At 71.7% G+C, this 26,511-nt stretch carries 25 protein-coding genes and 1 tRNA gene; 15 read left to right on the forward strand and 11 right to left on the reverse strand.

Features of this window, described 5'->3' with window-relative positions; translation table 11 throughout:
• Positions 1-45: 45 nt before the first annotated feature.
• From N542_RS0117470 to N542_RS0117480, 3 genes are all read right to left on the reverse strand, one after another.
• Positions 46-1,044, reverse strand: coding sequence for a beta-ketoacyl-ACP synthase III (locus N542_RS0117470; protein ID WP_028645032.1), 999 nt, complete (start codon positions 1,042-1,044; stop codon positions 46-48).
• Complete coding sequence (locus tag N542_RS0117475) at positions 1,044-2,228, reverse strand: acyltransferase domain-containing protein (protein WP_028645033.1); 1,185 nt, start codon at positions 2,226-2,228, stop codon at positions 1,044-1,046. The genes N542_RS0117470 and N542_RS0117475 overlap by 1 nt, the downstream gene beginning before the upstream one ends.
• Before the next feature lie 106 nt (positions 2,229-2,334).
• Positions 2,335-3,528, reverse strand: a complete 1,194-nt coding sequence (locus N542_RS0117480; protein WP_081795275.1) for a PucR family transcriptional regulator — start codon at positions 3,526-3,528, stop codon at positions 2,335-2,337.
• Positions 3,529-3,686: 158 nt separating this feature from the next.
• On the opposite strand from N542_RS0117480, the gene N542_RS0117485 reads away from it, so the two are divergent.
• Complete coding sequence (locus tag N542_RS0117485; RefSeq protein ID WP_231482745.1) at positions 3,687-4,604, forward strand: alpha/beta fold hydrolase; 918 nt, start codon at positions 3,687-3,689, stop codon at positions 4,602-4,604.
• Between the two features lie 122 nt (positions 4,605-4,726).
• Here the strand turns inward: N542_RS0117485 and aceE are convergent, their stop codons facing one another.
• Positions 4,727-7,459, reverse strand: a complete 2,733-nt coding sequence (gene aceE / locus N542_RS0117490) for a pyruvate dehydrogenase (acetyl-transferring), homodimeric type (RefSeq protein WP_231482770.1) — start codon at positions 7,457-7,459, stop codon at positions 4,727-4,729.
• Between the two features lie 223 nt (positions 7,460-7,682).
• Here aceE and N542_RS0117495 point away from each other — a divergent pair, with 223 nt between their 5' ends.
• From N542_RS0117495 to N542_RS0117510, 4 genes are all read left to right on the forward strand, one after another.
• The gene (locus N542_RS0117495) at positions 7,683-8,123 is read left to right on the forward strand and encodes a DUF3052 domain-containing protein (protein WP_028645037.1); all 441 of its coding nucleotides are present in this window, start codon (positions 7,683-7,685) and stop codon (positions 8,121-8,123) included.
• 151 nt (positions 8,124-8,274) lie between these two features.
• A complete protein-coding gene (locus N542_RS0117500; protein WP_231482747.1) occupies positions 8,275-9,882 on the forward strand; it encodes an AMP-binding protein in 1,608 nt (535 codons plus the stop codon).
• 33 nt (positions 9,883-9,915) lie between these two features.
• Positions 9,916-10,380: a peroxiredoxin gene (locus N542_RS0117505; RefSeq protein ID WP_028645039.1), complete on the forward strand. Its 465-nt coding sequence runs from the start codon at positions 9,916-9,918 to the stop codon at positions 10,378-10,380.
• 155 nt (positions 10,381-10,535) lie between these two features.
• A tRNA-Val gene (locus N542_RS0117510) sits at positions 10,536-10,607 on the forward strand.
• Positions 10,608-10,640: 33 nt separating this feature from the next.
• Here N542_RS0117510 and N542_RS26750 read toward each other — a convergent pair.
• On the reverse strand, positions 10,641-11,648 hold the full coding sequence (locus N542_RS26750; RefSeq protein WP_155993183.1) for a hypothetical protein: 1,008 nt from the start codon (positions 11,646-11,648) through the stop codon (positions 10,641-10,643).
• Positions 11,649-11,854: 206 nt separating this feature from the next.
• On the opposite strand from N542_RS26750, the gene N542_RS0117520 reads away from it, so the two are divergent.
• The 7 genes from N542_RS0117520 to N542_RS0117550 all read left to right on the forward strand — a co-directional run bounded on the left by N542_RS0117520 (position 11,855) and on the right by N542_RS0117550 (position 18,995).
• Positions 11,855-12,241, forward strand: a complete 387-nt coding sequence (locus N542_RS0117520) for a phage holin family protein (protein ID WP_028645040.1) — start codon at positions 11,855-11,857, stop codon at positions 12,239-12,241.
• Positions 12,241-14,523, forward strand: a complete 2,283-nt coding sequence (locus N542_RS0117525) for an HAD-IB family hydrolase (protein ID WP_036508635.1) — start codon at positions 12,241-12,243, stop codon at positions 14,521-14,523. Before N542_RS0117520 ends, N542_RS0117525 begins: the two co-directional genes overlap by 1 nt.
• Positions 14,520-15,710 (forward strand): zinc-dependent alcohol dehydrogenase, encoded by a 1,191-nt coding sequence (locus tag N542_RS0117530; RefSeq protein WP_028645042.1) that lies wholly within the window; start codon positions 14,520-14,522, stop codon positions 15,708-15,710. The genes N542_RS0117525 and N542_RS0117530 overlap by 4 nt, the downstream gene beginning before the upstream one ends.
• Complete coding sequence (locus N542_RS0117535; protein WP_028645043.1) at positions 15,707-17,287, forward strand: lactate racemase domain-containing protein; 1,581 nt, start codon at positions 15,707-15,709, stop codon at positions 17,285-17,287. Before N542_RS0117530 ends, N542_RS0117535 begins: the two co-directional genes overlap by 4 nt.
• Entirely contained in the window at positions 17,284-18,213 is a 930-nt protein-coding gene (locus tag N542_RS0117540; RefSeq protein WP_028645044.1) for a lysophospholipid acyltransferase family protein, read from the forward strand. The genes N542_RS0117535 and N542_RS0117540 overlap by 4 nt, the downstream gene beginning before the upstream one ends.
• Positions 18,214-18,313: 100 nt before the next feature.
• Positions 18,314-18,538 (forward strand): hypothetical protein, encoded by a 225-nt coding sequence (locus N542_RS0117545; RefSeq protein WP_155993185.1) that lies wholly within the window; start codon positions 18,314-18,316, stop codon positions 18,536-18,538.
• A gap of 55 nt (positions 18,539-18,593) precedes the next feature.
• Positions 18,594-18,995, forward strand: a complete 402-nt coding sequence (locus N542_RS0117550) for an SRPBCC family protein (protein ID WP_028645046.1) — start codon at positions 18,594-18,596, stop codon at positions 18,993-18,995.
• On the opposite strand, the gene N542_RS0117555 is transcribed toward N542_RS0117550, so the two are convergent.
• The 3 genes from N542_RS0117555 to N542_RS0117565 are packed head-to-tail and all read right to left on the reverse strand — an operon-like array spanning position 18,985 to position 21,429.
• Complete coding sequence (locus tag N542_RS0117555) at positions 18,985-19,653, reverse strand: response regulator transcription factor (RefSeq protein ID WP_028645047.1); 669 nt, start codon at positions 19,651-19,653, stop codon at positions 18,985-18,987. The genes N542_RS0117550 and N542_RS0117555 overlap by 11 nt on opposite strands.
• On the reverse strand, positions 19,638-21,065 hold the full coding sequence (locus N542_RS25415) for a sensor histidine kinase (protein WP_231482749.1): 1,428 nt from the start codon (positions 21,063-21,065) through the stop codon (positions 19,638-19,640). The genes N542_RS0117555 and N542_RS25415 overlap by 16 nt, the downstream gene beginning before the upstream one ends.
• Positions 21,052-21,429: a hypothetical protein gene (locus tag N542_RS0117565; RefSeq protein ID WP_028645048.1), complete on the reverse strand. Its 378-nt coding sequence runs from the start codon at positions 21,427-21,429 to the stop codon at positions 21,052-21,054. Before N542_RS0117565 ends, N542_RS25415 begins: the two co-directional genes overlap by 14 nt.
• Positions 21,430-21,519: 90 nt before the next feature.
• Here N542_RS0117565 and N542_RS0117570 point away from each other — a divergent pair, with 90 nt between their 5' ends.
• Positions 21,520-21,870: a hypothetical protein gene (locus N542_RS0117570; protein WP_028645049.1), complete on the forward strand. Its 351-nt coding sequence runs from the start codon at positions 21,520-21,522 to the stop codon at positions 21,868-21,870.
• A 3-nt stretch (positions 21,871-21,873) separates the two neighbouring features.
• Here the strand turns inward: N542_RS0117570 and N542_RS0117575 are convergent, their stop codons facing one another.
• Positions 21,874-22,950: a baeRF2 domain-containing protein gene (locus N542_RS0117575; protein WP_028645050.1), complete on the reverse strand. Its 1,077-nt coding sequence runs from the start codon at positions 22,948-22,950 to the stop codon at positions 21,874-21,876.
• A gap of 99 nt (positions 22,951-23,049) precedes the next feature.
• On the opposite strand from N542_RS0117575, the gene N542_RS0117580 reads away from it, so the two are divergent.
• Entirely contained in the window at positions 23,050-24,600 is a 1,551-nt protein-coding gene (locus N542_RS0117580) for an AMP-binding protein (protein WP_028645051.1), read from the forward strand.
• Here N542_RS0117580 and N542_RS0117585 read toward each other — a convergent pair.
• Together N542_RS0117585 and N542_RS25420 are read right to left on the reverse strand one after the other, a co-directional pair.
• A complete protein-coding gene (locus N542_RS0117585) occupies positions 24,597-24,902 on the reverse strand; it encodes an antibiotic biosynthesis monooxygenase family protein (RefSeq protein ID WP_028645052.1) in 306 nt (101 codons plus the stop codon). The two genes, N542_RS0117580 and N542_RS0117585, sit on opposite strands and share 4 nt — an antisense overlap.
• Positions 24,903-24,911: 9 nt before the next feature.
• Positions 24,912-25,352, reverse strand: a complete 441-nt coding sequence (locus N542_RS25420; protein ID WP_051552069.1) for an MOSC domain-containing protein — start codon at positions 25,350-25,352, stop codon at positions 24,912-24,914.
• Between the two features lie 39 nt (positions 25,353-25,391).
• Here N542_RS25420 and N542_RS0117595 point away from each other — a divergent pair, with 39 nt between their 5' ends.
• The gene (locus tag N542_RS0117595) at positions 25,392-26,510 is read left to right on the forward strand and encodes a Nif3-like dinuclear metal center hexameric protein (protein WP_028645053.1); all 1,119 of its coding nucleotides are present in this window, start codon (positions 25,392-25,394) and stop codon (positions 26,508-26,510) included.
• Position 26,511: the final 1 nt, after the last annotated feature.

Below are 26,511 nucleotides of genomic sequence, written 5' to 3' on the forward strand. Positions count from 1 at the left end.
CTTCTCTTGGTTGGGTGGTTCCGTCGGGTGGTGCTGGGTGGTGCGTCAGGGGACGGTGACGACCTGCGCGGCGTACGCGAGGCCGGCACCGAAGGCGATCAGCAGGGCGGTGTCGCCGGACTTGGCGGTGCCCTCCTCGATCATCCGCGCGAGCGCGAGGGGGATGGAGGCGGCCGACGTGTTGCCCTGGTGGGCGATGTCGCGGGCGATCTGGACCGTGTCGGGGAGCTTCATGGTGCGCGCCATGGCGTCGATGATGCGCATGTTGGCCTGGTGCGGCACGAAGCAGTCGAGCTGGTCGGCGGTGATGCCGGCCCGGTCGAGCGCCTCCTGGCCGACCTTGGCCATCGCGAAGGACGCCCAGCGGAAGACGGCGTTGCCCTGCATGGTGAGGGCCGGCATGACCGGCCTGTCGGCGGCGATCACGTCGCGCCAGTCCTCGGTCTGACGGATCAGGTCGTACTGCTCACCGTCGGAGCCCCACACCACGGGACCGATGCCGGGGGTGTCGCTGGGACCGACGACCGCCGCGCCCGCGCCGTCGGCGAAGATGAACGCCGTGCCGCGGTCGGTGCGGTCGAGGATGTCGGTCAGGCGCTCGACTCCGATCACGAGCACGCGCTTGGCGCTGCCGGCCCGGACCATGTCGCTGGCCAGCGAGATGCCGTGGCAGAAGCCGGCACAGGCGGCGGAGATGTCGAACGCCGCGGCCTCGTCGGTGCCGAGCTCGTGGGCGATCGCGGTGGCGATGGCCGGGGTCTGCATCATGTGGCTGACGGTCGCGACGACGACGCAGTCGATCTGGCGCGCGTCGATGCCGGCTGCCTCGAGCGCCTCCCGGGCGGCGGCGACCGACATCATCTGGATGCTCTCCTCGGGGGAGGCGAAGCGGCGCTCCTTGATGCCGGAGCGCTGCTGGATCCACTCGTCGCTGGAGTCGATGGCCTCGATGACCTCGGAGTTGGGCACGATCCGCACCGGCCGGTAGGCGCCGACGCCGAGGATCGCGGCGTGGGGTGCGCCCTGGATCTCGAGGATCGCCATCAGTAGCCACCTTCCGGGTGCAGGCGGAGCAACGGCTGGCCGGGGGAGACCAGGTCGCCGTCGTGGACCAGCCACTCGACGATCTCGCCGCCGTGCGCCGCGGTGATGGTGGTGCGGTCGCGCAGGCTGGCGACCTCGCCGATGGGGGCACCGGCGCTGAGCACCTCGAGCGCCTCGGCCTCGGCGGAGATGTGGAACGTGCCCTTGGCGGGGGAGACGACCATCCGCCAGGTGGGGGTGGTGTTCATGCCCGACGCCTCACCGTGCTTGGCGCAGAAGGCGCGGGCGTCGTCGAGCTGGTCGGGGGTCTTGAGGGCGAAGGTCTCCACGCCCTTGAGCGCCCGTTTCGCGATGCCGGTGAGCGTGCCGGCCGGCGGCATCTCGAGGATCCCGGTGACGCCGAGGTCCTCCATCGTCTCCAGGCACAAGTCCCAGCGGACCGGGCTGGCGATCTGGCCGACGATGCGGGCCAGCACGTCGCGGCCGTCGTGGATGACCTGGCCGTCCCGGTTGGAGATCACGCGGGTGCGCGGGTCGTGGGTGGAGACCGACCGGGCCAGCCCCGCGAGGTGGCCGACGGCGGGCTCCATGTGGCGGGTGTGGAAGGCGCCGGCGACGCTCAGCGGCATCAGCCGCGCCTTGGTGGGCGGCTCGTCCGCAAAGGCGGCGAGCTGCTCCAGGGTGCCGGCAGCGACAATCTGGCCGGGGCCGTTGTCGTTGGCGGCGGTCAGGCCCTGCTTGTCGATGGCGGCGAGCACCTCGTCGCGGTCCCCGCCGAGGACGGCCGTCATGCCGGTGGGCGTGACGGCGGCCGCGCGGGCCATGGCGTTGCCGCGCTCGCGGACCAGGACCATCGCCTGCTCGGCGGTGATCACCCGGGCGCCTGCGGCGGCGGCGATCTCACCCACGCTGTGGCCGGCCACGGCGCCGATCTGGTCGAACGCGTCGGCCGGGTGCGGGAAGAGCTCGAGGGCCGCGACCAGGCCGGTCGCCACCAGCAGCGGCTGCGCGATCTCGGTCTGCCGGATGGTGTCGGCGTCGGCCTCGGTGCCGTAGTGGGCCAGGTCGATGCCCGCCACCGTCGAGAGCCAGTCGAAGCGCGACGCGAACGTCGGGTCCTCGAGCCAGGGCTGGAGGAAACCGGGAGTCTGGGCACCTTGGCCGGGAGCAACGATCACGAGCACCCCTCCACTCTGCCGCGAAGGTGGTCGATACTTCGCCTACGGCCCGCACGAAAGGACCCGCAAGTCTTTGTAGGGTTCCCACAAACAGGCGTGTGGTACGGCGGCGCTACGTGGTGCGGCCGGAGAGCCGGCCGAGCACCAGGGCGATCTCCAGGGTCAGCGCCTCGCGGGGGTCGGTGGGGGAGAACCCGGTGAGCTCGGCCACCTGCCGCAGGCGGTAGCGGACCGTGTTGGGGTGCACGAAGAGGTGGCGCGCGGTGGCCTCGATCGACGAGCCCTGCTGGAAGTACGACGAGATGGTCTCGATCAGCGTCCCGCGGGCGTTCAGCAGGGGCAGGTAGACCTCCTCGACGAGGTGGCGGCGAGCGTGCCCGTCGCCGGCCAGCGCCCGCTCGGGCAGGAGGTCGTCGCTGCGCACCGGACGTGGTGCCTCCGGCCATCCCGGAGCGGCCCGGTGGGCGGCCAGGGCGGCACGGGCCGAGAGGTGTGCCTGGGCCAGGTCGGCGGCCACCGGACCGACCACCACCGGTCCCGGTCCGAACTGGTCGACGACGGCGGCCGCGGCCGCACGCGGATCGGTGACGCCGCCGAGCAGCACGACGAGGCGGTCACCCTGGACGGCGCACAGGGCGTCCATCCCACCGGCACGGGCCGCTCGGCGTACCTCGTCGAAGCTCTCGCTCTCGCGGCGCTGGGCGCTCGCGCTGCCCAGCACGACGGCCACGTCACCGCGTCCGACCCACCCCAGCGCACTGGCGCGCGACAGCAGGGCCTCGTCGGCGTCGGAGCGGAGTACGGCGTCCACGACGAGGGCCTCGAGCCGGGCGTCCCAGGCGCCGCGGACCTCGGCGGCGCGGGCGTACACCTCGGCGGTGGCGAACGCGACCTCACGGGCGTAGCGCAGCACGGCCGCGCCGATGTCGGCCGCGTCAGCCGGGTCCAGGAGGCCCTCGATGTTGGCCTCGACGACCTCGATCGAGAGCCGGACCAGGTCGACGGTCTGCTGGAGGTTGATGACTCCGGCCAGGGCGCGCGGCGCGACCCCGAAGACGGAGGCGACCATCTCGCCGCCGGCCGGCGCGGGCTGGTCGCCGGCGGCCTGGCGGTACCAGTCGACGAACCCCCGGATGCCGGCCTGCACGATGCTCGACACGAAGGAGCGGTCCTCGGCGCTCAACGCCCGGAACCACGCCATGTCCTGGTCCATCCGCGCGGTCGCCGCGGTCGCCAGTGCGCCGGTCGCCCGCTGCAGCGCCTCCGCGGCCCGCTCGTGCGGGGAGGACACGGGAGGGGTGGGCACTCTGTGAGGCTATTGCACCCCGTGGGGCAGGTAAAACCCCGGTAAACACAGGGATCCGGCGCTGAAACAAACGGTACGTCTGGTTGAATCGCGGCCTACCGCCTTTCGGGGCGCCCAGCAGGGGAGGCATCGTGACTGGCCGTGACGACGTTCAGTTCGTGACCATCCACGGACACCGCCGGGCCTACGTGCGGGCCGGCTCCGGCCCGGTCGTCCTGCTGCTGCACGGCCTGGGGTGCGACCACACCACCTGGGACCCGGTGATCGAGTCGCTCAGCCGACGCTGCACGGTCATCGCGCCGGACCTGCTCGGCCACGGCCAGTCGGACAAGCCCCGCGCGGACTACAGCGTCGGCGGGTACGCCAACGGCATGCGCGACCTGCTGACCGTGCTCGGGATCGACAAGGTCACCGTCATCGGGCACAGCTTCGGCGGCGGGGTCGCGATGCAGTTCGCCTACCAGTTCCCGGAGCGCACCGAGCGGCTGATGCTGGTCTCGTCGGGCGGTCTGGGTCCGGAGGTCACCCCGGCGATCCGGGCGATCACGACGCCCGGCTTCCACGAGGTGATGGGGGTGCTGACGCTCCCCGGCGTCCGCCACGTCGGTGTCGCCGGCATGCGCGCGCTCTCGACCCTGGGCTGGAAGTCGACGCGCGACCTGGACGAGGTGGCGGCGGTCTTCGAGGGGTTCAAGGACCCGGCGGCCCGGCATGCGATCCGGCACGTCGTACGTGCGGTCGTCGACTGGCGTGGGCAGATCGTGACCATGGCGGACCGGGCCTACCTCACCGAGGAGATGCCGATGTCGGTGGTGTGGGGTCGCGACGACCGGGTGATTCCCGTGCGGCACGCGTCGTACGCCGCCCGCTTCGCGCCCAGCGCGCGCGTGGAGGTGATCCCGGACGCCGGGCACTTCCCGCACAAGGACCACCCGGTCCGGTTCAGCCGGATCGTGCACGACTTCATCCGCTCGACCGAGCCCGCGAAGTACTCGCGGGCGCGCTTCCGGGCGCTGCTCAAGAACGGTGCCGAGAGTCCGGCGCCGGCGCCGCTGCGGGTGGTCGCGGACATCTGAGACGACGAAGGGCGGCGACCGTGGTCGCCGCCCTTCGTGCGTTTCCGGGGTTTCGAGGCTCGGGCCTGGCGGCCCTCGCACCTCAACCAGCGGGGGTTGCGGTCACCTCGACCAGTGTGCGGCTAGGCCGCGCCGCCCTCCTGCTTCACACCGGAGACGGCCGTCGGGTCGTCGATCCGGTAGCGGGCGAAGGCCTCCTCGACCTGGTGGCGCTCGATCTCGCCGGCGTCGGCCAGGGCCTGCAGCGTCTGCACGACGACCGACTGCGCGTCGATGTGGAAGAAGCGACGGGCCGCGGGACGGGTGTCGGCGAAGCCGAAGCCGTCGGCGCCGAGGACGCGGTAGTCACCGGGCACCCAGCGCGCGATCTGCAGAGGCACGGCGCGCATGTAGTCGGACACGGCGATGACCGGGCCCCGGGCGTCGGCCAGCTTGTCGCTGACGTACGCCGTGCGCGCCGACTCGCCCGGGTGCAGCAGGTTCCACTGCTCGGCGGCGGTCGCGTCGCGGGCCAGCTCGTTCCAGGAGGTGACCGACCAGGTGTCGGCCCGGACGCCCCACTCCTCGGCGAGGATGCGCTGCGCCTCCTTGATCCACGGGTAGCCGACGCCCGAGGCGAGCAGCTGGACGCGCGGTCCCTCGCCCTCGGCCGACGACACGTGGTGGATGCCCTTGAGGATGCCCTCGACGTCGACGTCCTCCGGCTCGGCCGGCTGCTCGACGGGCTCGTTGTAGACCGTCATGTAGAAGATGACGTCCTCGGCGTTCTCGCCGTACATCCGCTCGAGGCCGGACCGCATCACGTGCGCGACCTCGTAGGCGAACGCCGGGTCGTAGTGCACGACCGCCGGGTTGGTCGCCGCGAGCAGCGGGGAGTGGCCGTCCGCGTGCTGCAGCCCCTCGCCGGTGAGCGTCGTACGACCCGCCGTGGCGCCGATCAGGAAGCCGCGGGCCAGCTGGTCGGCCATCGCCCAGATCGAGTCGCCGGTGCGCTGGAAGCCGAACATCGAGTAGAAGATGTAGAACGGGATCATGTGCTCGCCGTGCGTGGAGTACGCCGAGCCCGCGGCGGTCGCCGAGGCCATCGCGCCGGCCTCCGAGATGCCCTCGTGCAGCATCTGGCCCTGCGCCGACTCCTTGTAGGAGAGCAACATATTGCGGTCGACCGACTCGTACTGCTGCCCGCCCGGGTTGTAGACCTTCGCGCTCGGGAACATCGCGTCCATGCCGAAGGTCCGGTACTCGTCCGGCGCGATCGGGACGAGCCGCTTGCCGATCTCCGGGTCCTTCATCCAGTCCTTGAGCAGACGGACGGCGGCCATCGTGGTGGCGACGGGGTTCTTGCCGCCACCCTTCTTGAGCTCGGCGTACGTCGCGTCACCGGGGAGCTGCAGCGTCTTGGCCCGCAGGACCCGCTTCGGCAGCGAGCCGCCGAGCTGCTTGCGCCGGTCGAGCATGTACTCGATCTCGGGTGCGTCGGCGCCCGGGTGGAAGAACGGCGCGCCGCCGGTCTCCTGGTAGGAGCGCTCGAGGTCGCGGTCGGAGATCGGCAGGTAGAGGCGGTCCCGGAACTTCTTGAGGTCGTCCTGGGTCAGCTTCTTCATCTGGTGGGTGGCGTTCTTGCCCTCCAGTGCGTCGATCGTCCAGCCCTTGACCGTCTTCGCGAGGATGACGGTCGGCTGGCCGACGTGCTTGGTGGCGGCGTCGAAGGCGGCGTACACCTTGCGGTAGTCGTGGCCGCCGCGGGGCAGCTTCTCGATCTGCTGGTCGGACATGTGCTCGACCATCTTGCGCAGCCGCGGGTCGCCGCCGAAGAAGCTCTCGCGCACGTAGGCGCCGTCCTCGGTGGAGTAGGTCTGGAAGGCGCCGTCGGGGGTGGTGTTCATCTTGTTGACGAGCACGCCGTCGACGTCGCGGGCGAGGAGCGGGTCCCAGCCCTGGCCCCAGACGACCTTGATGACGTTCCAGCCGGCACCGCGGAAGTTGGCCTCGAGCTCCTGGATGATCTTGCCGTTGCCGGTGACCGGTCCGTCGAGCTGCTGCAGGTTGCAGTTGATGACCCAGGTGAGGTTGTCGAGCTCCTCACGGGCGGCGATCCGGATGGCGCCGAGCGACTCGGGCTCGGCCATCTCGCCGTCACCGAGGAACGCCCACACGTGCTGGTCGCTGGTGTCCTTGATGCCGCGGTTGGCCAGGTAGCGGTTGAAGCGGGCCTGGTAGATCGAGTTGATGCCGGTCAGGCCCATCGAGACCGTCGGGAACTCCCAGAACTCCGGCATCAGGCGCGGGTGGGGGTACGACGACAGGCCGGCGTGCGGACCGTGCTGGACCTCCTGGCGGAAGCGGTAGAGCTGCTCCTCGCTCAGGCGGCCCTCGAGGAAGGCGCGGGCGTAGATGCCGGGGGAGGCGTGACCCTGGATGTAGATCTGGTCACCGCCGCCGGGGGCGTCCTTGCCGCGGAAGAAGTGGTTGAAGCCGACCTCGTACAGGCTCGCCGAGGACTGGTACGTCGCGATGTGGCCGCCGACCTCGAGTCCCTTGCGGTTGGCGCTGGACACCATGACGGCGGCGTTCCACCGGATGAACGCCCGGATGCGGCGCTCGGCCTCCTCGTCACCGGGGAACCACGGCTCGCGCTCGGGCGGGATCGTGTTGATGTAGTCGGTGCTGCGCAGGGCGGGCACCCCGACCTGCATCTCACGCGCTCGCTCGAGGAGCCGGAGCATGACGTAGCGGGCGCGCTCGCGGCCGCGCTCCTCGACCAGGGAGTCGAAGGAGTCGATCCAGTCGGTGGTCTCGTCCGGGTCGATGTCGGGAAGCTGGGTGGGCAGGCCCTCGTGGATGACGGTCGGGATCGTGCCGCTCCGCTTGGTGTCCGTGCCAGAAGTGGGGGTGATTTCTTCGGTCACGCGCTCATCGTTGCACGCGCTCCCACGCGGCGAAATTTACCCACCAGTATCGGAACGGAGGCCGGGTCGTTGTGGACACGGGTTGCGCCTCCGGGTGAACTCCGGTGGACTACTCCCCACTTCAGGCGTCGCGGCACCGTGCCGCGCACCAACTGATCGGAGGCGTCCGTTGAGCTCGACCCCGGGTGGTGGGCCCACCCAGACAGACCCAGACTCCACTCCAGCCGACCGGCTCGGCTTCAAGCCGGGCATCGTGGTCCAGGAGCTGGGATGGGACACCGACACCGATGACGAGCTCCGGGTCTCGATCGAGAACCGGATCGACGCCGACCTCGTCGACGCCGACTACGGCAACGTCGTGGACGCCGTCCTGCTGTGGTGGCGCAACGAGGACGGCGACCTCGTCGACGGTCTCGTCGACGCGCTGACCGACCTCGTCGGCGGCGGAGCCATCTGGCTCCTCACCCCCAAGGTCGGCCGGCCCAACGCCGTCGACCCGGCGGACATCGCGGAGGCCGCGCCGATCGCGGGCCTGTCGCAGACCACCACCGCCGCCGTGAGCAAGGACTGGTCGGCGACGCGACTGGTCGCCCCGAAGACCCCCGCCTAGACCAACCGCCCAGGCCGCCTCAGGCCGCATCAGCGCGTCCGCGCCGACCGGGCCGACCCCGCACGCTGGCGTAGCGTCGGTCACGGTGCCGGGACGTTTCCGGCACCGGGTCGTTGGGACCGCGTCCCAACCTCGGTCGGAAGGTGCTGACGTGCCCGTGATCCCGAAGGTCCGCGCCGGTCTCGATGCCGGTGGGACCACCCTCAAGGTCCTCGGACGGGCCGGCGTCCTGCGACCGCACAGCCCCCTGGCGCTCGCCCGGGCCGGCGTGGCGCTCAAGGAGTGGGGCGTCGGACCCGCTGGCGGCTTCACGGCCGCCGCCCGGCTCGACCCGCACCGCACGGCCATCGTCGACGAGATCGGGTCGCTGACGTACGACGAGGTGCACCGCCGCTCCAACGCGCTGGCCCGGGCGCTCGCCGACCTGGGTGTCTCCTCCGGCGACGGCGTCGCCGTGATGTGCCGCAACCACCGCGGCTTCGTGGACGTCAGCCTCGCCACCGCCAAGCTCGGCGCCGACATCCTCTACCTCAACACCGCCTTCGCCGGTCCGCAGCTGGTCGAGGTCATCGAGCGGGAGCGGCCGCGGGTGGTCGTCTTCGACGAGGAGTTCGCCGGGCTGCTCGCCGGCGCGGACGTCGCCGAGCGGGTGCTGGCCTGGGTCGACGGTCCGACCGACGAGACGACGCTCGAGTCCCTGATCACGTCGTACGCCGACGACGACCTGGCCCCCGCGGGCCGCCACGGCCGGATCGTGATCCTGACGTCCGGCACCACGGGCACCCCCAAGGGGGCGCCGCGCAGCGAGGCGGGGGTCGAGGCGGCGGTCTCGCTGCTCTCGCGGATGCCGCTGCGCTACGGGTGGCGCACGCACATCGCGGCGCCGCTCTTCCACACCTGGGGCTTCGCGCACCTCGCGCTGGCCATGCTGCTCGGCTCGACGATGGTGCTCCGCCGCAGGTTCGAGCCGGAGGCCTGCCTGGCCCTCGCCGAGTCCGAGCGCTGCGACTCGCTCGTGGTGATCCCCGTGATGCTGCAGCGGATCATGGTGCTGCCGGAGGAGACGCTCGCGTCGTACGACCTCTCCCGGGTGCAGGTGGTCGCCTCCTCGGGCTCGGCGCTGCCGGGCGACCTGGCGCTGGACTGGATGGACCACTTCGGCGACCACCTCTACAACATCTACGGCTCGACCGAGGTCGCCTACGCCTCGATCGCCACCCCCGAGGACCTGCGGGCCGCGCCGGCCGCCGCGGGGAAGCCGCCGTACGCCACCGTCGTCAAGATCCTCGACCCCGACGGCCGGCCGCTGCCGCAGGGGGAGACGGGTCGGATCTTCGTCGGCAACGGCCTGCTCTTCGAGGGCTACACCGGTGGCGGCGGCAAGGAGGTCGTCGACGGGCTGATGTCGACCGGCGACGTCGGGCGCTTCGACGACGACGGGCGCCTGCACGTCGAGGGCCGCGACGACGAGATGATCGTCTCCGGCGGGGAGAACGTCTTCCCCAAGGAGGTCGAGGACTGCCTGATGCGCCACGACCGGGTCGTGGAGGTCGCGGCCGTGGGCGTCCAGGACGCCGAGTACGGCGAGCGGCTGCGGGCCTTCGTCGTCGTCGACGGCGTCATCACGCAGGACGAGCTGAAGGCCCACGTGCGCGACAACCTGGCCCGGTTCAAGGTCCCGCGGGAGATCGTCTTCATCGAGGAACTGCCCCGCAACGCGACCGGCAAGGTGCTCAAGCGCGAGCTCGCCACCGATTGAGGGGCCGTCCGCGCCGAGTGACAGGATGACGCCATGACCGGACTCGAGCTCGGTGGGCCAGCCCCCGACTTCACGCTGCGCGACCAGTTCGGCCAGGACGTCTCGCTCTCGTCGTACCGCGACAAGAAGGCGGTCGCGATCCTCTTCTACCCGTACGCCTTCTCGGGTGTGTGCACCGGTGAGATGACGGGGGTGCGCAACCGGCTCGACGAGTTCCTCACCTTCGAGACCGAGGTGCTGGCGGTCTCCTGCGACCCGGTCTACGCGCTGCGGGCGTTCGCCGACCAGGACGGCCTCAACTTCCCCCTCCTCTCGGACTTCTGGCCGCACGGCGAGGTGTCGCGTGCGTTCGAGGTCTTCGACGAGAGCAAGGGCTGCCCGCGGCGGTCGTCGTACGTCATCGACAAGCAGGGTCTGGTGCGCTGGGCCGTGCACAACGCGATGCCCGAGGGGCGCGACCTCGACGAGCACCTGCGGCAGCTCGCCGCAGCGGTCTAGACCTGTCCCACAGGTTGCCCACAGGCTGCTGAGCAGCTGCTGACAACCTCATCGCGGACGCTTAGCCTCGATGTCGTTGGACCGCAGGTGACCCGAGACGCCTGCGGTCCAACTTCATCTCCGAGGCACTTCGTGCGTAGTCTTTGCCGCGCTCCGGGCGTATAGCTCAGCGGTAGAGCACCTCCCTTACAAGGAGGTGGTCGGGGGTTCGATCCCCTCTGCGCCCACCCGTGACCAGGCTCCGTCGCGCGCGGCTCGATCTAGCGGCGGTAGTGGTCGACGTACGCCGGCAGCGCGGTCGCGTCGCCGCCGAAGCCGATGAGCGTGGTGGTGAAGCCGGCCGCCGTGGCGCGCTTGAGGGCCCGGCGCCAGGCGAACCGGGCCAGCATCTTGATCTCGACGCACGTGGCCCAGTCCTCGCCGAACGTCTCCCTGGCGGCGTGCGCGAGCCGGTCGAGGGCGTGCTGGCTCGGCAGGAACTTGAGCTCCAGCTCCAACCCTGGGATGCCTTCGGCCTTGGCGTCGCGGAGCGCCTGCGCCGCCGTCCGGATCCGGTAGCCGTCGGTGGTGCTGAGCGTCTTGATCGTGGCGAGCCGGATCAGCCGGAACGGTCGCCGGGGCACCTGTCCGGACGGGGTGCGGAAGCCCTCCGTCCGGGGTGAGCCCCAGTGCGTGTTGATGAAGTACCCCTCGCGGCTGCGCTGGAGGTCGCGGTCGGCCCAGACCTGCTTCGTGGCGGCGACCCGGTCGCCGTGCGGCGAGTTGCCGCGGGCGTAGTTGGCGTCGTGCTGGATGCGCCGCCGCAGGAGGTCCGCGTGCCCGGTCGTGACCCGCGGACTCGGCTCCGGCTCGACCGGGATCTTCTGGCCGTCGATGGTCTCGGACCAGCCGAGGTACTGCACGCCCATGCTGCGCTCGATCTCCGCGATGGTGGCGTTGCCGACGGTCCCGGCCTGGTAGCGGCCGTTCGACATGTCGGTGCTGCGGATGCTGCCGTCGCCTCGGGAGATCGCCCGGTGGCCGAAGCCCTTCGAGCCGCCCTTGAAGGCCACCGGGACTCCTCGCGGCGGTGTGCGGTCGCCGGGGTGACGGGCCCACTCGGGCTCGGACCTCCAGCCGTCGACGGCGTCCGCGTCGCCGTCACGGTCCTGGTCGCCCGCCGACGGTGCGTTGAACTGGGTGCGCGTCCACACCTGGCAGGTGCCAGGTCTGGCGGACGTGTCTGCTTCTGCTCTCTTCAGAGCCTGGGATCGGGTCGCGATGGCCATCAGGAGGCCTCCTCTCGGGGGGATGCCTCTAAGGGGCGCCCAGATCGCCCGGTGATACGAGCCGGGCGAGGTCGGGTCCGGCGCAGGCGGAGATCGCGAGCGAGGATGCCCGCCCACGGGCCCGGACACGGGGATCGGGTGCCCCGACTCCCACGACGGCAGGCTCCCGGGCATCGGTGGGTCCCGGAGGTAGTAGGTTTTCGCCCATGATCCGGTTATTGATCAGCTTCGTCATCCAGCTGGCGGCCAACGCGTTGGGACTCCTGGTCGCTGACTGGGTGCTGGAGGACGTCACCGTCTCCGGAACCGCGTTCCTCGTCGCGGTGGTGATCTTCACCGTCGTCTACGCGCTCGCCCAGCCGTTCCTCACCCAGATCGCGCTGAGCACGGCCACCGCCCTGCGTGGCGCGACCGCCCTGGTCGCCACGCTCATCGGGCTGATCGTGACGTCCCTGCTCTCCGACGGGCTCTCGATCTCCGGAGGCCTCACCTGGCTCGAGGCCACCGTCATCGTGTGGATCGTCTCGCTGCTCGGCACCCTCGTCCTCCCCATGATCTTCGTCAAGAAGAAGGTCGAGGAGAACCGGGCCTGATGTCGACAGCTGAGGGCTCCATCTCAGAGCGACTCGCGGGGCAGCACGTGCTCCTCACCGGCGTCACCGGCTTCGTGGGCGAGGCGCTGCTGCACCTGATGCTCGCCGAGGTCCCCGACGTCCGGATGACGGTGCTGGTGCGGCCCAAGGGGTCGACCTCCGGCACTGCCCGCACCGCGGCGCTGCTCAAGAAGCCGATCTTCGCCGACGTCGTGGCCGCGGCCGGCGGCATCGAGGACCTGATGGCGGCGCGCGTCGGCGTGCTCGAGGGCGACCTGTACGACGCCCCGGCGCTCCCGACCGACATCGACGCCGTCGTCCACTGCGCGGGCGACGTCTCCTTCGACCCACCCGTCGATGAGGGCTTCCGCACCAACGTGCAGGGCGCGCGCGAGCTGATGGCGCGGGTCCGCGAGGCCGGACCGGACATCCACTACGTGCACATCTCGACGGCGTACGTCGCCGGGCGACGTCGCGGCAGCATCCCCGAGGGTCCGGTGCCGCAGGTCGTCGACCTCGAGGCCGAGCTGGCGTGGGGACTCGCGCAGCGCCAGGCGATCGAGCACCGCTCGCGCGGCACCGAGGTCCTGACGACCGAGCGCAAGAAGGCCGAGAAGGAGCACAGCCGCGCGGGCCTGCTGACCGCGGCCAACGCGACCGAGGCGGCTCGCAAGCAGTGGGTCAAGGACGAGCTCGTCCGGGTCGGTGCCGAGCGCGCGCGCAGCCTCGGCTGGACCGACTGCTACACGTTCACCAAGGCCCTCGGCGAGCGCATCGTCGAGGAGCACGCCCGCACCAACCGGGTCTCGATCGTCCGGCCGAGCATCATCGAGTCCGCGCTCGTCTCGCCGTACCCCGGCTGGATCGAGGGCTTCAAGATGATGGAGCCGCTGATCCTGGCCTACGGCCGCGGCGAGCTGCCCGAGATGCCGGGCGCGGCCGACACGACCGTCGACGTCGTCCCGGTCGACCACGTGGTGGCCGCGATCGTGGCTGTGCTGGCGCACCCGCCCGAGGTCGGCGCCCCGGCGTACTTCCACGTCTCGTCAGGTGACCGCAACCCGCTCACCTTCCGGGCGCTCTACGAGAACGTGCGCGCCTACTTCGACGCGCACCCCTTCATCTCCGGCGACCGCGGCGCGACCCGCCTGCCCGAGTGGCGCTTCCCGGGCTCGCAGTCCGTCGAGCGGCTGCTCAGCACCAGCGAGCGCGCCTTCAAGGTGGCCGACTACGTGATCGGCCACGCACCGCGCGGCGACCGCACGCGCGACCTGGCCCGCAAGCTCGACCAGCAGGGCCGGCGCCTGGAGTTCCTGCGGCGCTACCTGGGGCTCTACCAGGAGTACGCCCAGGCGGAGCTGCAGTTCTCCGACACCAACACGCTCGCGCTCTACCGCTCGCTCTCGGAGTCCGACCGGGAGACGTTCGCCTTCGACACGGCGGTCGTCGACTGGAAGGTCTACCTGCAGGAGATCCACTGCCCGGCCGTGACCGCGCCGATCCGCCGTCTCGACGAGGTGCGGGCCGCCCGCAGGCGACCGGCCGCCGGCGCGCCCAAGGCGATGGCGGAGAAGCCGGGCATCGCCGCGTTCTTCGACATGGACGGCACGCTGCTGTCCTCGAACGTGATCGAGACCTACCTGTGGCTGCGGCTGCGGGAGCTGTCGGGCTCGGAGCGGTTCGCGGAGCTGAGCCGGATGGCGGCCAAGGTGCCCAGCCTGATGCAGGCCGAGCGCCGTGAGCGCAGCGCCTTCCTGCGCTCGGTCTACCGCGAGTACGACGGTGCGCGGCTGGCCGACCTCGACACGATCGCCGACGAGGACCTCACCGACCACGTGCTCACCCGGCTCTCGCCGGCCGCCGTGCGCAAGATCCGCGAGCACCGGGCCGCCGGCCACCAGACGGTGCTCATCACCGGTGCCATCCGGCCGCTGACCCGGCCGCTGATCCCGCTCTTCGACCACATCGAGGCCGCCGAGCTGGAGGTCGACGAGCGGGGCATCTGCACCGGCTACCTCGCCTCGTCGCCGCTGGTGGGGGAGTCGCGGGCCGCCTGGATGCGCCAGTACGCCGTGGACAACGGTATCGACCTCACCTCGTCGTACGGCTATGCGGACTCGCACTCCGACCTGCCGCTGCTCGAGGCGGTCGGTCGCCCGGTCGCCGTACGCCCCGACGTGCCGCTCTTCCGGCACGCCCGCAAGGCGCGGTGGACGATCGTCGACTGGCAGAGCTCGACCTCCAACACGCGCACCCTCAACCCCGCAGGTGGCTCCCGATGATGTTGGCGCTGGAGATGTTCCGGTCCGTGCCGCGGACCGTGGCCGGCAAGGCCATCGGCAGCCGGATGCCCGGGATCCTCTCGGGGTACGCCGCGCCGCTGCGGCTGATGACGATCGCCGAGCCGAAGGTCGACCGACCCGGGTGGGCGCGGCTGAAGACCCGGCTGTCCGGGATCTGCGGCTCCGACCTCGGGATGCTCTCGGGCAAGACGAGCCTCTACTTCTCGGCCGTGGTGTCCCTGCCCTTCGTGCCCGGCCACGAGGTGGTCGCCGAGCTGCTCGACGACTGCGAGGACCTGCCCGCGGGCACCCGGGTCGTCGTCGACCCGGTGCTCACCTGTGCCGCGCGCGGTGTGGAGGCGTGCGCCGCGTGCTCGACCGGGGCCACCAACCGCTGCGAGCGCATCACCGTCGGTCACCTGGCGCCCGGCCTGCAGACCGGCTTCTGCAAGGACACCGGTGGCGGCTGGGGACAGCAGCTCACGGCGCACCGCAGCCAGCTGCATCCCGTGCCCGAGGGCTTCTCCGACGAGCAGGCGATCCTGATCGAGCCGCTGGCCTGTGCGGTGCACACCGCGCTGCGCGCCGGCGTCACCACCAACGACCGGGTGCTCGTCAGCGGCGCCGGGTCCGTCGGGCTCTTCGCCACGCTCGCACTGCGGCACCTCACCGGCGCCGGCGAGATCATCGTCGTCGCCAAGCACGGGCACCAGAAGGAGCTCGCCCGCGAGTTCGGCGCCACCGAGGTGGTCGCGCCGAGCGAGGTGCTGCGGCGGGTACGTCGCTCGACGGGCGCCTTCCAGCTCGAGCCGCAGTACTCCGCGCCGTACCTCCTCGGTGGTGTCGACGTCGCCATCGACGCCGTCGGCAGCAAGCAGTCCCTCGAGACCGCCCTGCACGCCACCCGAGCCGGTGGTCGCGTCGTCCTGTCTGGGATGCCCGCGGCCGCCGACCTGTCCGCTGCGTGGTTCCGCGAGCTGGAGGTCGTCGGCACGTACGCGTCGGCCCAGGCCGAGGAGTCCTTCCGGATCGCGACCGAGCTCGCGGCCACCGACGCCGTCCAGCAGCTGGCGAAGAACGTCGCCAGCTATCCCTTGCACCGCTGGCGTGAAGCGCTCGACCACGCCCACTCGGCCGGCCGCCTCGGCACGGTCAAGGTGGCCTTCGACCCCAGGAGCACACGATGACTCGCCCCGGTTTCGTCCTCGACGTGGACGACCGCACCCCACCGCTGATCGTCCACGAGGGGCTCGGCTTCCGGCTGGAGAACTTCCCGCTCGGCACCCGCGTCGTCTACCCGCCGGAGTCGCTGCCGGGGATCCCCGACGTCGACGGCGCGATCGTCGACGCCCTGCTCCACCCGCAGGACATGGACCCGCTGCCGGAGCTGCTCTTCGCGGGGATGAAGCTGACGATCGCCTTCGACGACATCTCGCTGCCGCTGCCGACGATGCGCCCGCCGGACATCCGCGGCCGGATCATCGAGCACGTCCTGACGATGGCGGCCGACGCCGGTGTCGACGACGTCGAGCTGATCGCGGCCAACGCGCTGCACCGGCGGATGACCGCAGCCGAGCTCAAGCACATCGTGGGCGAGCGCGTCTTCCGCTCGTTCTACCCCCAGGGCAAGCTCTACAACTTCGACGCGGAGGACCGCGACAACCTGTCGCACCTGGGCACCACCGACCAGGGCGAGGACATCGAGATCAGCAAGCGGGCCGCGGAGTCCGACCTGCTGATCTACGTCAACGTCAACCTCGTCGCCATGGACGGCGGGCACAAGTCGGTGGGCATCGGGCTGGCGTCGTACAAGTCGCTGCGGCACCACCACAACGCCAAGACGATGGTGCAGTCGCGCTCGTTCATGGACCACAAGCACTCCGCGATGCACCACTCCGCCTGGCGGATCGGCCGGGTCATCAAGGACACGGTCAAGGTCTTCCAGATCGAGACGACGCTCAACAACGACATCTTCCCCAAGCCCTACGACTTCCTGCAGAAGCGCGAGTGGGAGTGGTCGATCAAGGACCAGGCCACGATGCTCGGCATGCGCCGCGGGCTCTCGATCGCGCCGCCGAAGCTCAAGCACAAGATGTTCCACGACCTGCGCTCGGTCTATGGCCTGACCGGCGTCAACGCCGGCGAGGTCGAGGCGGTGCACACCAGGACGCTGGAGAAGGTGCACCAGCAGCACCTGGTCGAGGTGCAGGGCCAGTCCGACGTGCTCGTCATGGGCATCCCGTACGTCGGGCCCTACAACGTGAACTCGTCGCTCAACCCGATCCTCGCGACCTGCATGGGGCTGGGCTACTACTTCAACTCCTACATCGGTCAGCCGGTCGTCCGGAAGGGCGGCGCGGTGATCCTCTACCACCCGCTCAACGAGGGCTTCAACCAGCTGCACCACCCGTCGTACGTCGACTTCTACGAGGAGGTGCTCGCCGAGTCGACCGATCCCGCGGTGGTGGGGGAGAAGTACGAGCGGCAGTTCGCCGAGGACCCCTGGTACCGCCACCTCTACCGCACCTCGCACGCCTACCACGGCGTCCACCCGTTCTACATGTGGTACTGGGCGGCGCACGCGATGGACCACGTCGACGAGGTCATCTGGGTCGGTGCCGACCGCAAGGTCGCCTCCCGGCTCGGCTTCCGTGCGGCGACCACGCTCGCGGACGCGCTGGAGATGGCGTCGGGCACGGTCGGCAACAGCCCGTCGATCACCTACCTCCACAACCCGCCCCACCTGCTGGCGCACGTGCGATGAGCGGACTCATCAGGGGCGGGATCTCCGACGTCAAGCAGGTCTCGCGCGGCTGGCGCTGGGGCCGGCGCTCCCAGGTCCCGCGCTCGGCGGAGGAGTTCGTGCCGGCGGCGAGGTCGACCGTCTTCCCGAGTGACTGGTCGCGCACGCGGTCGGCGATGGCGGCCCGTGAGGTGGCGCAGAAGGCTGCGCTGCAGCCGCTCTTCCGCTCCCAGGTGCGCACCCGCGTCGAGGGCCTCGACATCCTCGAGCGCATCGACGGGCCGGTCATCTTCGTGGCCAACCACGCCTCGCACCTCGACACGCCGCTGATCCTGCTGTCGCTGCCCGACGAGTGGCGCCGGCGTACGGCGGTCGCTGCCGCCGCGGACTACTTCTTCGACACCTGGTGGCGCGCGGTCGGGTCGTCGCTCTTCTTCAACACGTTCCCGATCGACCGTCGTGGCGGCACGATGGCCGCGACCCCCGGCGAGGTGCTGGCCGACGGCTGGAGCCTGGTCATCTTCCCCGAGGGCACCCGGTCGACCGACGGGTGGATGGGCAAGTTCCGGATGGGCGCTGCCTTCCTGGCCAAGGAGCACGGCGTCCCGGTGGTGCCCGTGGCGCACCGCGGCACGTACGCCGCGATGCCGCGCGGCCAGGGCTGGCCCTCGCGCGGCCGCCGCCAGCTGACGATCCGCTTCGGCGAGCCGCTCGTGGCCGGCGCCGACGAGACCGTGCGCGAGTTCGGCCCGCGGATCAAGGACGCCGTCGCCGCGCTCCTCGACGAGGACCGGACGACGTGGTGGGAGTCGCGTCAGCGGGTCGCCGCCGGCGCCGTACCGGACCCGTCCGGACCGCAGGTCTCGCAGTGGCGCCGGGTCTGGGAGCAGACCGAGTCCCCGGCGTCCGACGCGCCCTCGCGGCGGCTGGCGGCCTGGCGTCGCTGAGCGCGCGGTGAGGTGAGAGCACCCTCATCGGCGGCTCACGGTCACCTCACCCGGTGCCGTGAGAGTCGTCCTCGCAAGCACCGACGACGAGGAGACGACGATGAACAAGCTGAGGACGACGAGCACGCTGGGCCTGGCCGCACTGGTGACCACCGGGCTCATCGCGTGGCAGGCCCCGGCCTTCGCCGACCGCGGGGCGGACGACCGCGGTCGTGACGACCGCGGTCACCATGCCGAGCAGCGCCACCACCAGGGCCACCACCACGCTCGCGACCACGCCGAGCACGAGGCTCACCACGAGCTCGGCCACCACCACCGGGGCTGACGGGCGCCGTCGCCTCGGGCCACGTGCGCGTCACCTCGACGGGTACGGTCGCAGGATGGGACCGACTCTCGGGATCGACGTGGCGGCACCGGCCGAGCTCGCCTGGCAGGAGCTGGTCGAGCTCGGCCGGTGGCCCCACTGGGGGCCGAGCGTCCGGGCGGCGCGGCTGGACGACGGCGGTGCCCTCCTGTCCGCCGGCGCCACCGGAGCGGTCCAGACGGCGGTCGGGCTCTGGCTGCCCTTCGAGATCGAGGAGTGGCACGAGTCGGCCTCCCGGCGGTCGTGGTCGTGGCGGGTGGCCGGCGTCCGGGCGACCGACCACCGCGTCCTCACGACCGGCCCCTCGACCTGCCGCGTCGAGATGAGCGTGCCGTGGTGGGCGCCCGCCTACCTCGGCGTGGTGGGCCTGGCGCTGCCCCGGATCGGGCGACGGGCCGAGGCGGCGGCTACCGGTTGAACCGGTAGCCCATGCCGCGCACGGTGGCGATCGACGCGGCCCCGAGCTTCCTGCGCAGGTAGCCGACGTACACGTCGACGACGTTGGAGCCGGGGTCGAAGTCCATGCCCCAGACGTGGTCGAGCAGCTGCTCGCGCGAGAGGACCTGGCCGGCGTTGACCATGAACATCTCGGCCAGCGCGAACTCGCGGGCCGACAGCTCGATCTGGCGCTGCCCGACGTCGGCGCGGCGGCTGCGTACGTCGAGCCGGACCCCGCCGCTCTCGAGCACGTGCTCGCGCGGGCCCGACGCCTCCGACAGCGGACGCAGCCGCAGGCGGACCCGGGCGAGCAGCTCGGCGAAGCGGAACGGCTTGGGCATGTAGTCGTCCGCACCGCCTTCGAGGGCCGAGACGGTGTCGCCGACCGAGTCACGGGCGGTGAGCACGATGACCGGGACCTGGGAGCCCTGCGAGCGCAGCTGGTCGAGCACCTCGAAGCCGTCGAGGCCGGGGAGCCCGATGTCGAGGACGACGAGGGCGAAGTCGCCGCTCAGCGCGAGGTCGAGCCCCCGGTGGCCGTCGCCGACGCTCGTCGTCAGGTAGCCGTCGGCGCGGAGGCCCTTGGCGACGAACGCGGCGATGCGCTGCTCGTCCTCCACGATCAGGATGCGGGCCACTCGTCCTCCAGGTCCTCGTTGCGCGGCAGGCAGATGACGAAGCGGGCTCCCGCCGGCTCCGCGTCGTCCACGGTCACGGTGCCACCGTGGGCCCGGACGACGGCACCCACGATCGAGAGACCCAGGCCGAACCCCTCGTCACCAGGAGGTACGGCGGAGCGGCCGAATCGTTCAAAGATCAGCTCACGGTCCTCGGGCGGTACGCCGGGCCCGGAGTCGCGCACCCACAGCAGCACCTCGGTCGCGGTGGCCGAGGAGCCGATCGCGATCGTGTCACCGGCCGCGGTGTGCTTGACCGCGTTGTCGGCGAGCTGGAGGACGGCCTGGGTGAGCCGTTGGGGGTCGCCGACGAACTTGACCTCTGCTGCGCCGTCGGCGAGCCAGGTCCGGTCGCCGAGCCCGCGCGCCTTGGCGACCAGCTCGCTGGTCAGGCCGCCGAGGTCGACCGGCTGCAGCTGGAGGAAGTCGGGTCGGTCGCTCTTGGCGAGCAGGATCAGGTCGCCGACCAGCCGGGACATCCGGTCGATCTCGTCGAGCAGCAGCAGGCGGGTCTCGGCGACCTCGACGGAGTCGGTGGTGTCGAGCAGCTCGAGGTGCCCACGCAGCACGGTCAGCGGGGTCTTGAGCTCGTGTCCGGCGTCGTCGAGGAACTCGCGCTGTCCGACGAACGCCGACTCCAGCCGCCCCAGGAGGCCGTTGAAGGTGCGGGTCAGCGCCGTCAGGTCGTCGTTGCCGGTGACGGGAAGCCGTTGCGACAGGTCGCTCTCGGAGATCTCGTCGGCGGTCTCGCGCAGCGTGCGCAGCGGGGAGAGGAGCCGCCCCGAGACCCACGCCGCCATCGCGGTCACCAGCAGCAGCGCGAGCGCGGCGACGATCGCGTAGGTGCGCATGGTCTCGTGCAGCCCGGTGCGCGCCTGGTCGAGGAACGTGACGACGACCAGCGCCCCGGTCCGCCCACCCTGGTCGATGCTCTGGGTGGAGACCCGGAGCTCGCCGTACTCGGAGTCGACCGTGGTCGTGCCGTTGTCGGCCAGCAACGGGCGTACGACGTCGGGGAACCACCCGCTCGCGCTGATCTCGTCCCACTTCGGCGACTGGGCGCGTACGCCGTCGTCCCACCAGCCGATCAGCAGCTCGTTGTCGTCGGGCACGTTGGTCTCGAGGAACTGCCGCACCATCGCCTGCGGGCTCGCGAACGGCGCCCCGGTCGCCGGATTGACCCCGCCGGTCTGCAGCTTGGCGAGCTCCGCGAACTCCTGGTCGACCTCGGCGGTGACCTGCTGGTCGACCCGGCGGGACTCGATCGTCGCCACGATCACGCCGGCCACCACCAGGCCGGCCAGCACGAGCAGGGCGACGGTGGCCGTGATCCGGACCCGGACGGAGACGCTGCGCCGGCTAGTGGTCCTCACCGCCACCGTGCCCGCCCTTGTCGTCGCCGCCCTTGTCGTCGCCGCCCTTGTCGTCGCCGCCTCGACCCCGGCCGCCGTGGTCGTCGTTCTCCTCGACGTCGTCGTAGTCCGGGGTGATCACCTCGACGCCGTCATCGGACGTCGCGGAGCCCGACGGGGACGGGCTCGAGGAGTGCGTGGGCGTCGATGGGGGTGTCGGTGTCGCGGTGGAGGACGGCGTCGGGGAGGTGCTCGGCTCCTGGATCACGATCGTGGGCCGCGGCGTGGGGTCATCGGCCGCGGACGCGGCGAGCGAGCCCACGACGTACGCCCCCATCGGGACGACGAGCGCGAGCCCGAGCAGGACCTTCCACACGGTGTTCATGTCGCCACCATCCTCCCCGATCGTGGGCCGGCGGTGAGAGCGGCATGAGAGCACTCTCATGGAGTGGGCGTCGCTGGCTACCGGTTCCCCATGGATGACGCACCGCACCACGACCAGCTGCCGCTTCCCGACTACGACCACCTGCCGCTCGGCTCGCTGGGCCCGCGCCTGTCACCGCTGGACGTCGACGGCGTCTCGGCCCTGCTCGCCTACGAGCGCGCGCACGGCAACCGGCTCCCGGTCGTCGTCGTGCTCGAGCACCGGCTCGAGGCGCTGCGGTCGGGCGACGCGCAGCCCTCGGGCGGCGACCCGACGGCAGCGACGCCGGAGATCCAGCACGCGCCGCCCACCGGCTCGGGGGTGGGGCCGGCCACGCAGGGTCCGCCGATCAACCCGCCCTCGCACGGGGACCCGACCAACCCGGCGCAGCCGCGCAGCTGAGCCTCACTGCTCCCAGCGCAGCAGGGCGGCCACCGGCGCGCCCTTCATGGCGGCCGAGGGGAAGGTCGCGACGGCGGCGCTGGTCATCGCCGCCGCGGCGACGAGGGCCTGGTCGGCGCGCACCGGGCCGCTGGGCGTGGTGCTGCCCAGCACGAGGCCGGGGTGCTCGGACGGCCGTAGCCGCAGCTCGTCCGCCGCGGCAGGGTCGAGGAGCAGGGTGTCGACCTGGCCCCGCACGAAGGCATCGGCCACCTCGTCCACACCGGTCGCCACCGCGTGGTTGCGGCCGAGTCGGTCCTTGAGCTCGTGGACCAGCGCCAGCTGCCGCTGGACGACCTGGGCGACCAGAGCCTCCCGGATCGCCTGCTGGAGGGCCTCGTCGCCGCCGTCCTCGTTGCGGGTGCCGCTCTCGAGCTCGACCACCTCGGCCCGGGTCCCCTCCAGCTGGCTGCGCACCATCCCCCGCGACTGCGGGTCCCCGGCGAGCAGCACCAGCCGGTGACCGGCCCGCACGTGGCTGGTGATCTCCTCGACGACGGCCTCGGCGTTCTGCGCCCAGACGTTCTCGGTCACGTGCTGGTAGCGCAGCGCTGACCAGCCGCCCACGGGCACCTTGTGCACGAACTGCTCGTCACCGGTGATCGAGGTCTCCTCGCGCGGCTCGGGGACGTCGGAGTCGTAGACGGCCACGTCGCCACCCTCGTGGTCGACCAGGGCCAGCACGAAGCCCACGGCGCTGTCGCGGTGCTCGATCCAGCCGGTGAGGTCCGGGAAGGGCGCCCAGGTCGCGACCGTCTGGTCGACGCGGAAGCCGGCGAGCTCGTCCAGCAGCACGCCGCGCGCGCTGGCGACCACGAAGCGGGCCGTGGGCGCAGGCCGGTCGACGGCCTGCTCGATGGCGGTGCGCAGCGCGTCGATCGTCGCCTCGTCGGCGCCCTGCTCGGCCAGGGTGGCGCACGCGGCGCGCACCCGGAGGTCGTGCTCGTGCTCGCCGTTCTGCGAGTCGTGGCTCACGTCGATGAGCACGGTGGCGAAGGGGCCTTCGTCCTGGAAGAGGGGGGTCAGGTGCGTGGTGTCCATGCGGAGCGGTTCCCGCGGCGACCACCTTGAAACGAGGCCTCGCGCGCCTTCACTACAGTGGCCCGAGTCACACCCGCTCTCGTCCCTGGGAGGCCCCGGATGATCGTGCCGTTCAGCGTGTCCGACTTCATCGACCGCGCCGTGCAGGTGTACGGCGAGCGCGTGGGCGTCGTCGACGAGCCCGATCAGCCCGCGCCGCCCCTCGGCGGTGGCGAGCTGACGTACGCCGAGATCGGTGCGTACGCGCGCCGGATGGCCGCCCGGCTCGACGAGCTCGGCCTGGAGGTGGGCGACCGGGTGGCGGTGGTGAGCCACAACAGCGCCCGGCTGCTGACCGCGTTCTTCGGCGTCAGCGGCTGGGGCCGGGTCCTGGTGCCCGTGAACTTCCGGCTCCGCCCCGACGAGGTGCGCTACATCGTCGGGCACTCCGGTGCGCGGGTCCTCCTGATCGACCCGGAGCTCGAGGACTCGCTGCGCAGCGTCGAGGCGGAGTTCCGCTACGTCCTCGGCGACGACGACAGCCTGTACGCCGCCGAGGGCGCCGAGCCGCGACCGTGGACGCCGGACGAGAACGCCACGGCCTGCATCAACTACACGTCCGGCACGACGGCGCGACCCAAGGGCGTGCAGATCACCCACCGCAACGTGTGGGTCAACGCGACGACCTTCGGGCTGCACGCCCAGGCCAGCGACCGCGACGTCTACCTGCACACGCTGCCGATGTTCCACGCCAACGGCTGGGGCTGGCCCTACCTCGCGACCGGCGTCGGCGCCAAGCACATCGTGCTGCGCAAGATCGACGGTGCCGAGATCCTGCGGCGGGTGCGCGACCACGGGGTCACCGTGATGTGCGCGGCGCCGGCGGTCGCGGCCGCCGTGCTGGAGGCCGCCCAGTCGTGGGAGGGCGAGATCCCGGGTCGGGACACGGTCCGCATCATCATGGCGGGTGCGCCGCCGCCGACGAAGACCGTCGCCCGGGTCGAGGAGGAGCTGGGCTGGGAGTTCATCCAGATCTACGGCCTCACCGAGACCTCGCCGCTGCTCACCTTCAACCGGACCCGCGCGGAGTGGGACGACCTCGAGGCCGAGGAGCGCGCGTCGTTGCTGACCCGGGCGGGCGCGCCCGCGCTCGGCGTACGCCTGTCCATCTCGGAGGAGCCCGAGAACGCCGGCGAGGTGCTGGCGCGGTCCAACGTCGTGCTCGAGGGCTACTGGGAGCAGCCGGAGGAGAGCGAGCGGGCGCTGGCGGGCGGCTGGTTCCACACCGGCGACGGCGGGGTCCTGGGCGACGACGGCTACCTGACGATCTCGGACCGCAAGAAGGACGTGATCATCACCGGTGGTGAGAACGTCAGCAGCATCGAGGTCGAGGACGTGATCTTCTCGCACCCGGCGGTCGCCGAGGTCGCCGTGATCGGCGTGCCCAGCGAGAAGTGGGGCGAGACGATCATGGCGCTCGTGGTGCTCGCCGAGGGCCAGCAGGTCTCCGAGGCGGAGCTGATCGCGTGGTGCAAGGACAAGGCGGCCGGCTACAAGGCGCCGACGGTCATCGAGTTCCGCGACGAGCTGGCGCGCACCGCGACCGGCAAGCTGCAGAAGTTCAAGCTGCGCGAGCCCTACTGGGAAGGCCGCGACCGCCAGGTCAACTAGCCGCCCTTGACGTCGAGGACGACCTCGAACTCGAGCAGCTCGGCGCCGGTGGCGACCGGGTTGGCGCGCTGCCCGGCGTGGGCGGCGGCGGCACCGCCGTCGCGCCAGGCGGCGAACGACTCCTCGTCCTCCCAGTGGGTCACCACGAAGTAGCGGTCCTCGCCCCTGACCGGGCGGAGCAGCTGGAACCCGAGGAAGCCGGGCGAGCCGTCCACGCTGTGGGCGCGGTGGGCGAAGCGCTTCTCGAGCTCTTCGTGGCTGCCGGCAGGGACCGAGATCGCGTTGATCTTCACGACGGACATGGGGCGAGCCTAGGACGGGGCGCCAGGAGGCGCCGAGCGGACGGCGTCGCCGAGACGGATGGTGCCGCTCGAGAGCGCGCGGAACGCCGTACCGCCGCGCCGTCGGAGCGCCGTGCGCCCGCCGGGTCCGATGCTCGCCTCCATCAGCCGGCAGGGGGCGGCGATGCGGACGACCTCCAGCAGCACGTCGCCGATGACGATGCGGACGCCGGGCTCGGTCGGGACCGGCACGTCGACCGTGACGTTGCGCCGCGTCATCTCCGGCGTGACGGGGGCGCCGAGCTCGGCGGCGGCCCTCTCGAGGTCCGCCGCCGACTGCACGGTGACGTGCCGGTGGCGGCTGCCGTGGTAGCGGTCGCCGACGATCCCGGAGCCCACCTCGACGACCACGGCCTCGCGGGGCTCCATGGCGCTGTGGTGCTCGGCCGCGACGTAGAGCGCGGTGACCATCCCCTCCACGGCGCCCATCCTCCCCGATAGCCTCGCCCCATGGCCCAGCTGTCCGACCTCGTCTCCCTCCTGCACGGCTGGTACCCGCCCGAGACGGCGGACTCCTGGGACGCGGTGGGCCTGGTCCACGGCGATCCGGACCAGTCGGTCCGCAAGGTGCTCCTCGCCGTCGACCCGACGCTCGAGGTCGCGCAGGAGGCCGCCGCCTGGGGCGCGGACCTGCTGGTCGTGCACCACCCGCTCTTCCTCAAGCCGGTCCACGGCTTCGCGGCCACCACCCCGAAGGGGCGCACGCTCGCCACCCTGGTGGGTGCGGGCTGCGCCCTGCTGACCGCGCACACCAACGCCGACCAGGCTCTGGGTGGGGTCTCCGAGGCGATGGCGACGGCGCTGGGCCTGACGGACGTCGCGCCGCTGGTGCCGGCCACCGGACCGGAGCTCGACAAGCTCGTCGTCCTGGTCCCGGTGGCGCAGGCGGGCGAGCTCCGCGCGGTGCTGGCCGAGGCGGGTGCCGGCCGGATCGGTGACTACGACACGGCGTCCTTCTCGACGCCCGGCACCGGTCGCTTCCGGCCGCTCGACGGTGCGAGCCCGACGATCGGGGACGTCGGCCGGCTCGAGGAGGTCGCCGAGGAGAGCGTCGCGGTGGTGCTGCCCCGTCACCTCCGCTCCGCCGTCGTCGCGGCGATGCTGGCGGCGCACCCCTACGAGACGCCGGCGTACGACGTGGTGGAGCTGGCCGACCCCGGGCTCAGCCGGACCGGCACGGGCCGGATCGGCAGCATCAGCCCGACGACGCTGGGCGAGTTCGCCGCGACCGTCGCGGCGGCGCTGCCGGCCACCGCCGGCGGCGTACGCGTCGGGGGAGACCTGGAGCGGCCGGTACGACGGGTCGCGCTGTGCGGCGGAGCCGGGGACTTCCTGCTCGACACGGTGAGCCGCACGGACGCCGACGTCTACGTGACGAGCGACCTGCGGCACCACCCGGCGGGGGAGTTCCTGGAGAAGGGCGGCCCCGCCCTCGTCGACGTCGCGCACTGGGCGGCGGAGTGGACCTGGCTGCCGGTGGTGGAGAGGCGGCTGCGCGGGGCCCTGGGCGATACGGTGGAGTCCCGCGTGAGCACCATCCGCACGGACCCCTGGCAGCACCGCATCTGAG

Origin of the sequence: Nocardioides sp. URHA0020 (genome assembly GCF_000620705.1) — a bacterium.
Classification (GTDB): Bacteria; Actinomycetota; Actinomycetes; order Propionibacteriales; family Nocardioidaceae; genus Nocardioides.

Coding starts and splice junctions, on each gene's coding strand:
- N542_RS0117550 (WP_028645046.1), top strand. CDS start 18,594: ATGGGACCGACTCTCGGGATCGACGTGGCGGCACCGGCCGAGCTCGCC.
- N542_RS0117595 (WP_028645053.1), top strand. CDS start 25,392: ATGGCCCAGCTGTCCGACCTCGTCTCCCTCCTGCACGGCTGGTACCCG.
- N542_RS0117530 (WP_028645042.1), top strand. CDS start 14,520: ATGATGTTGGCGCTGGAGATGTTCCGGTCCGTGCCGCGGACCGTGGCC.
- N542_RS0117520 (WP_028645040.1), top strand. CDS start 11,855: ATGATCCGGTTATTGATCAGCTTCGTCATCCAGCTGGCGGCCAACGCG.
- N542_RS0117470 (WP_028645032.1), bottom strand. CDS start 1,044: ATGGCGATCCTCGAGATCCAGGGCGCACCCCACGCCGCGATCCTCGGC.
- N542_RS0117575 (WP_028645050.1), bottom strand. CDS start 22,950: ATGGACACCACGCACCTGACCCCCCTCTTCCAGGACGAAGGCCCCTTC.
- N542_RS0117565 (WP_028645048.1), bottom strand. CDS start 21,429: ATGAACACCGTGTGGAAGGTCCTGCTCGGGCTCGCGCTCGTCGTCCCG.
- N542_RS0117525 (WP_036508635.1), top strand. CDS start 12,241: ATGTCGACAGCTGAGGGCTCCATCTCAGAGCGACTCGCGGGGCAGCAC.
- N542_RS0117535 (WP_028645043.1), top strand. CDS start 15,707: ATGACTCGCCCCGGTTTCGTCCTCGACGTGGACGACCGCACCCCACCG.
- N542_RS0117540 (WP_028645044.1), top strand. CDS start 17,284: ATGAGCGGACTCATCAGGGGCGGGATCTCCGACGTCAAGCAGGTCTCG.
- N542_RS0117585 (WP_028645052.1), bottom strand. CDS start 24,902: ATGTCCGTCGTGAAGATCAACGCGATCTCGGTCCCTGCCGGCAGCCAC.
- N542_RS0117545 (WP_155993185.1), top strand. CDS start 18,314: ATGAACAAGCTGAGGACGACGAGCACGCTGGGCCTGGCCGCACTGGTG.
- N542_RS0117580 (WP_028645051.1), top strand. CDS start 23,050: ATGATCGTGCCGTTCAGCGTGTCCGACTTCATCGACCGCGCCGTGCAG.
- N542_RS0117505 (WP_028645039.1), top strand. CDS start 9,916: ATGACCGGACTCGAGCTCGGTGGGCCAGCCCCCGACTTCACGCTGCGC.
- N542_RS25420 (WP_051552069.1), bottom strand. CDS start 25,352: ATGGTCACCGCGCTCTACGTCGCGGCCGAGCACCACAGCGCCATGGAG.
- N542_RS0117570 (WP_028645049.1), top strand. CDS start 21,520: ATGGATGACGCACCGCACCACGACCAGCTGCCGCTTCCCGACTACGAC.
- N542_RS26750 (WP_155993183.1), bottom strand. CDS start 11,648: ATGGCCATCGCGACCCGATCCCAGGCTCTGAAGAGAGCAGAAGCAGAC.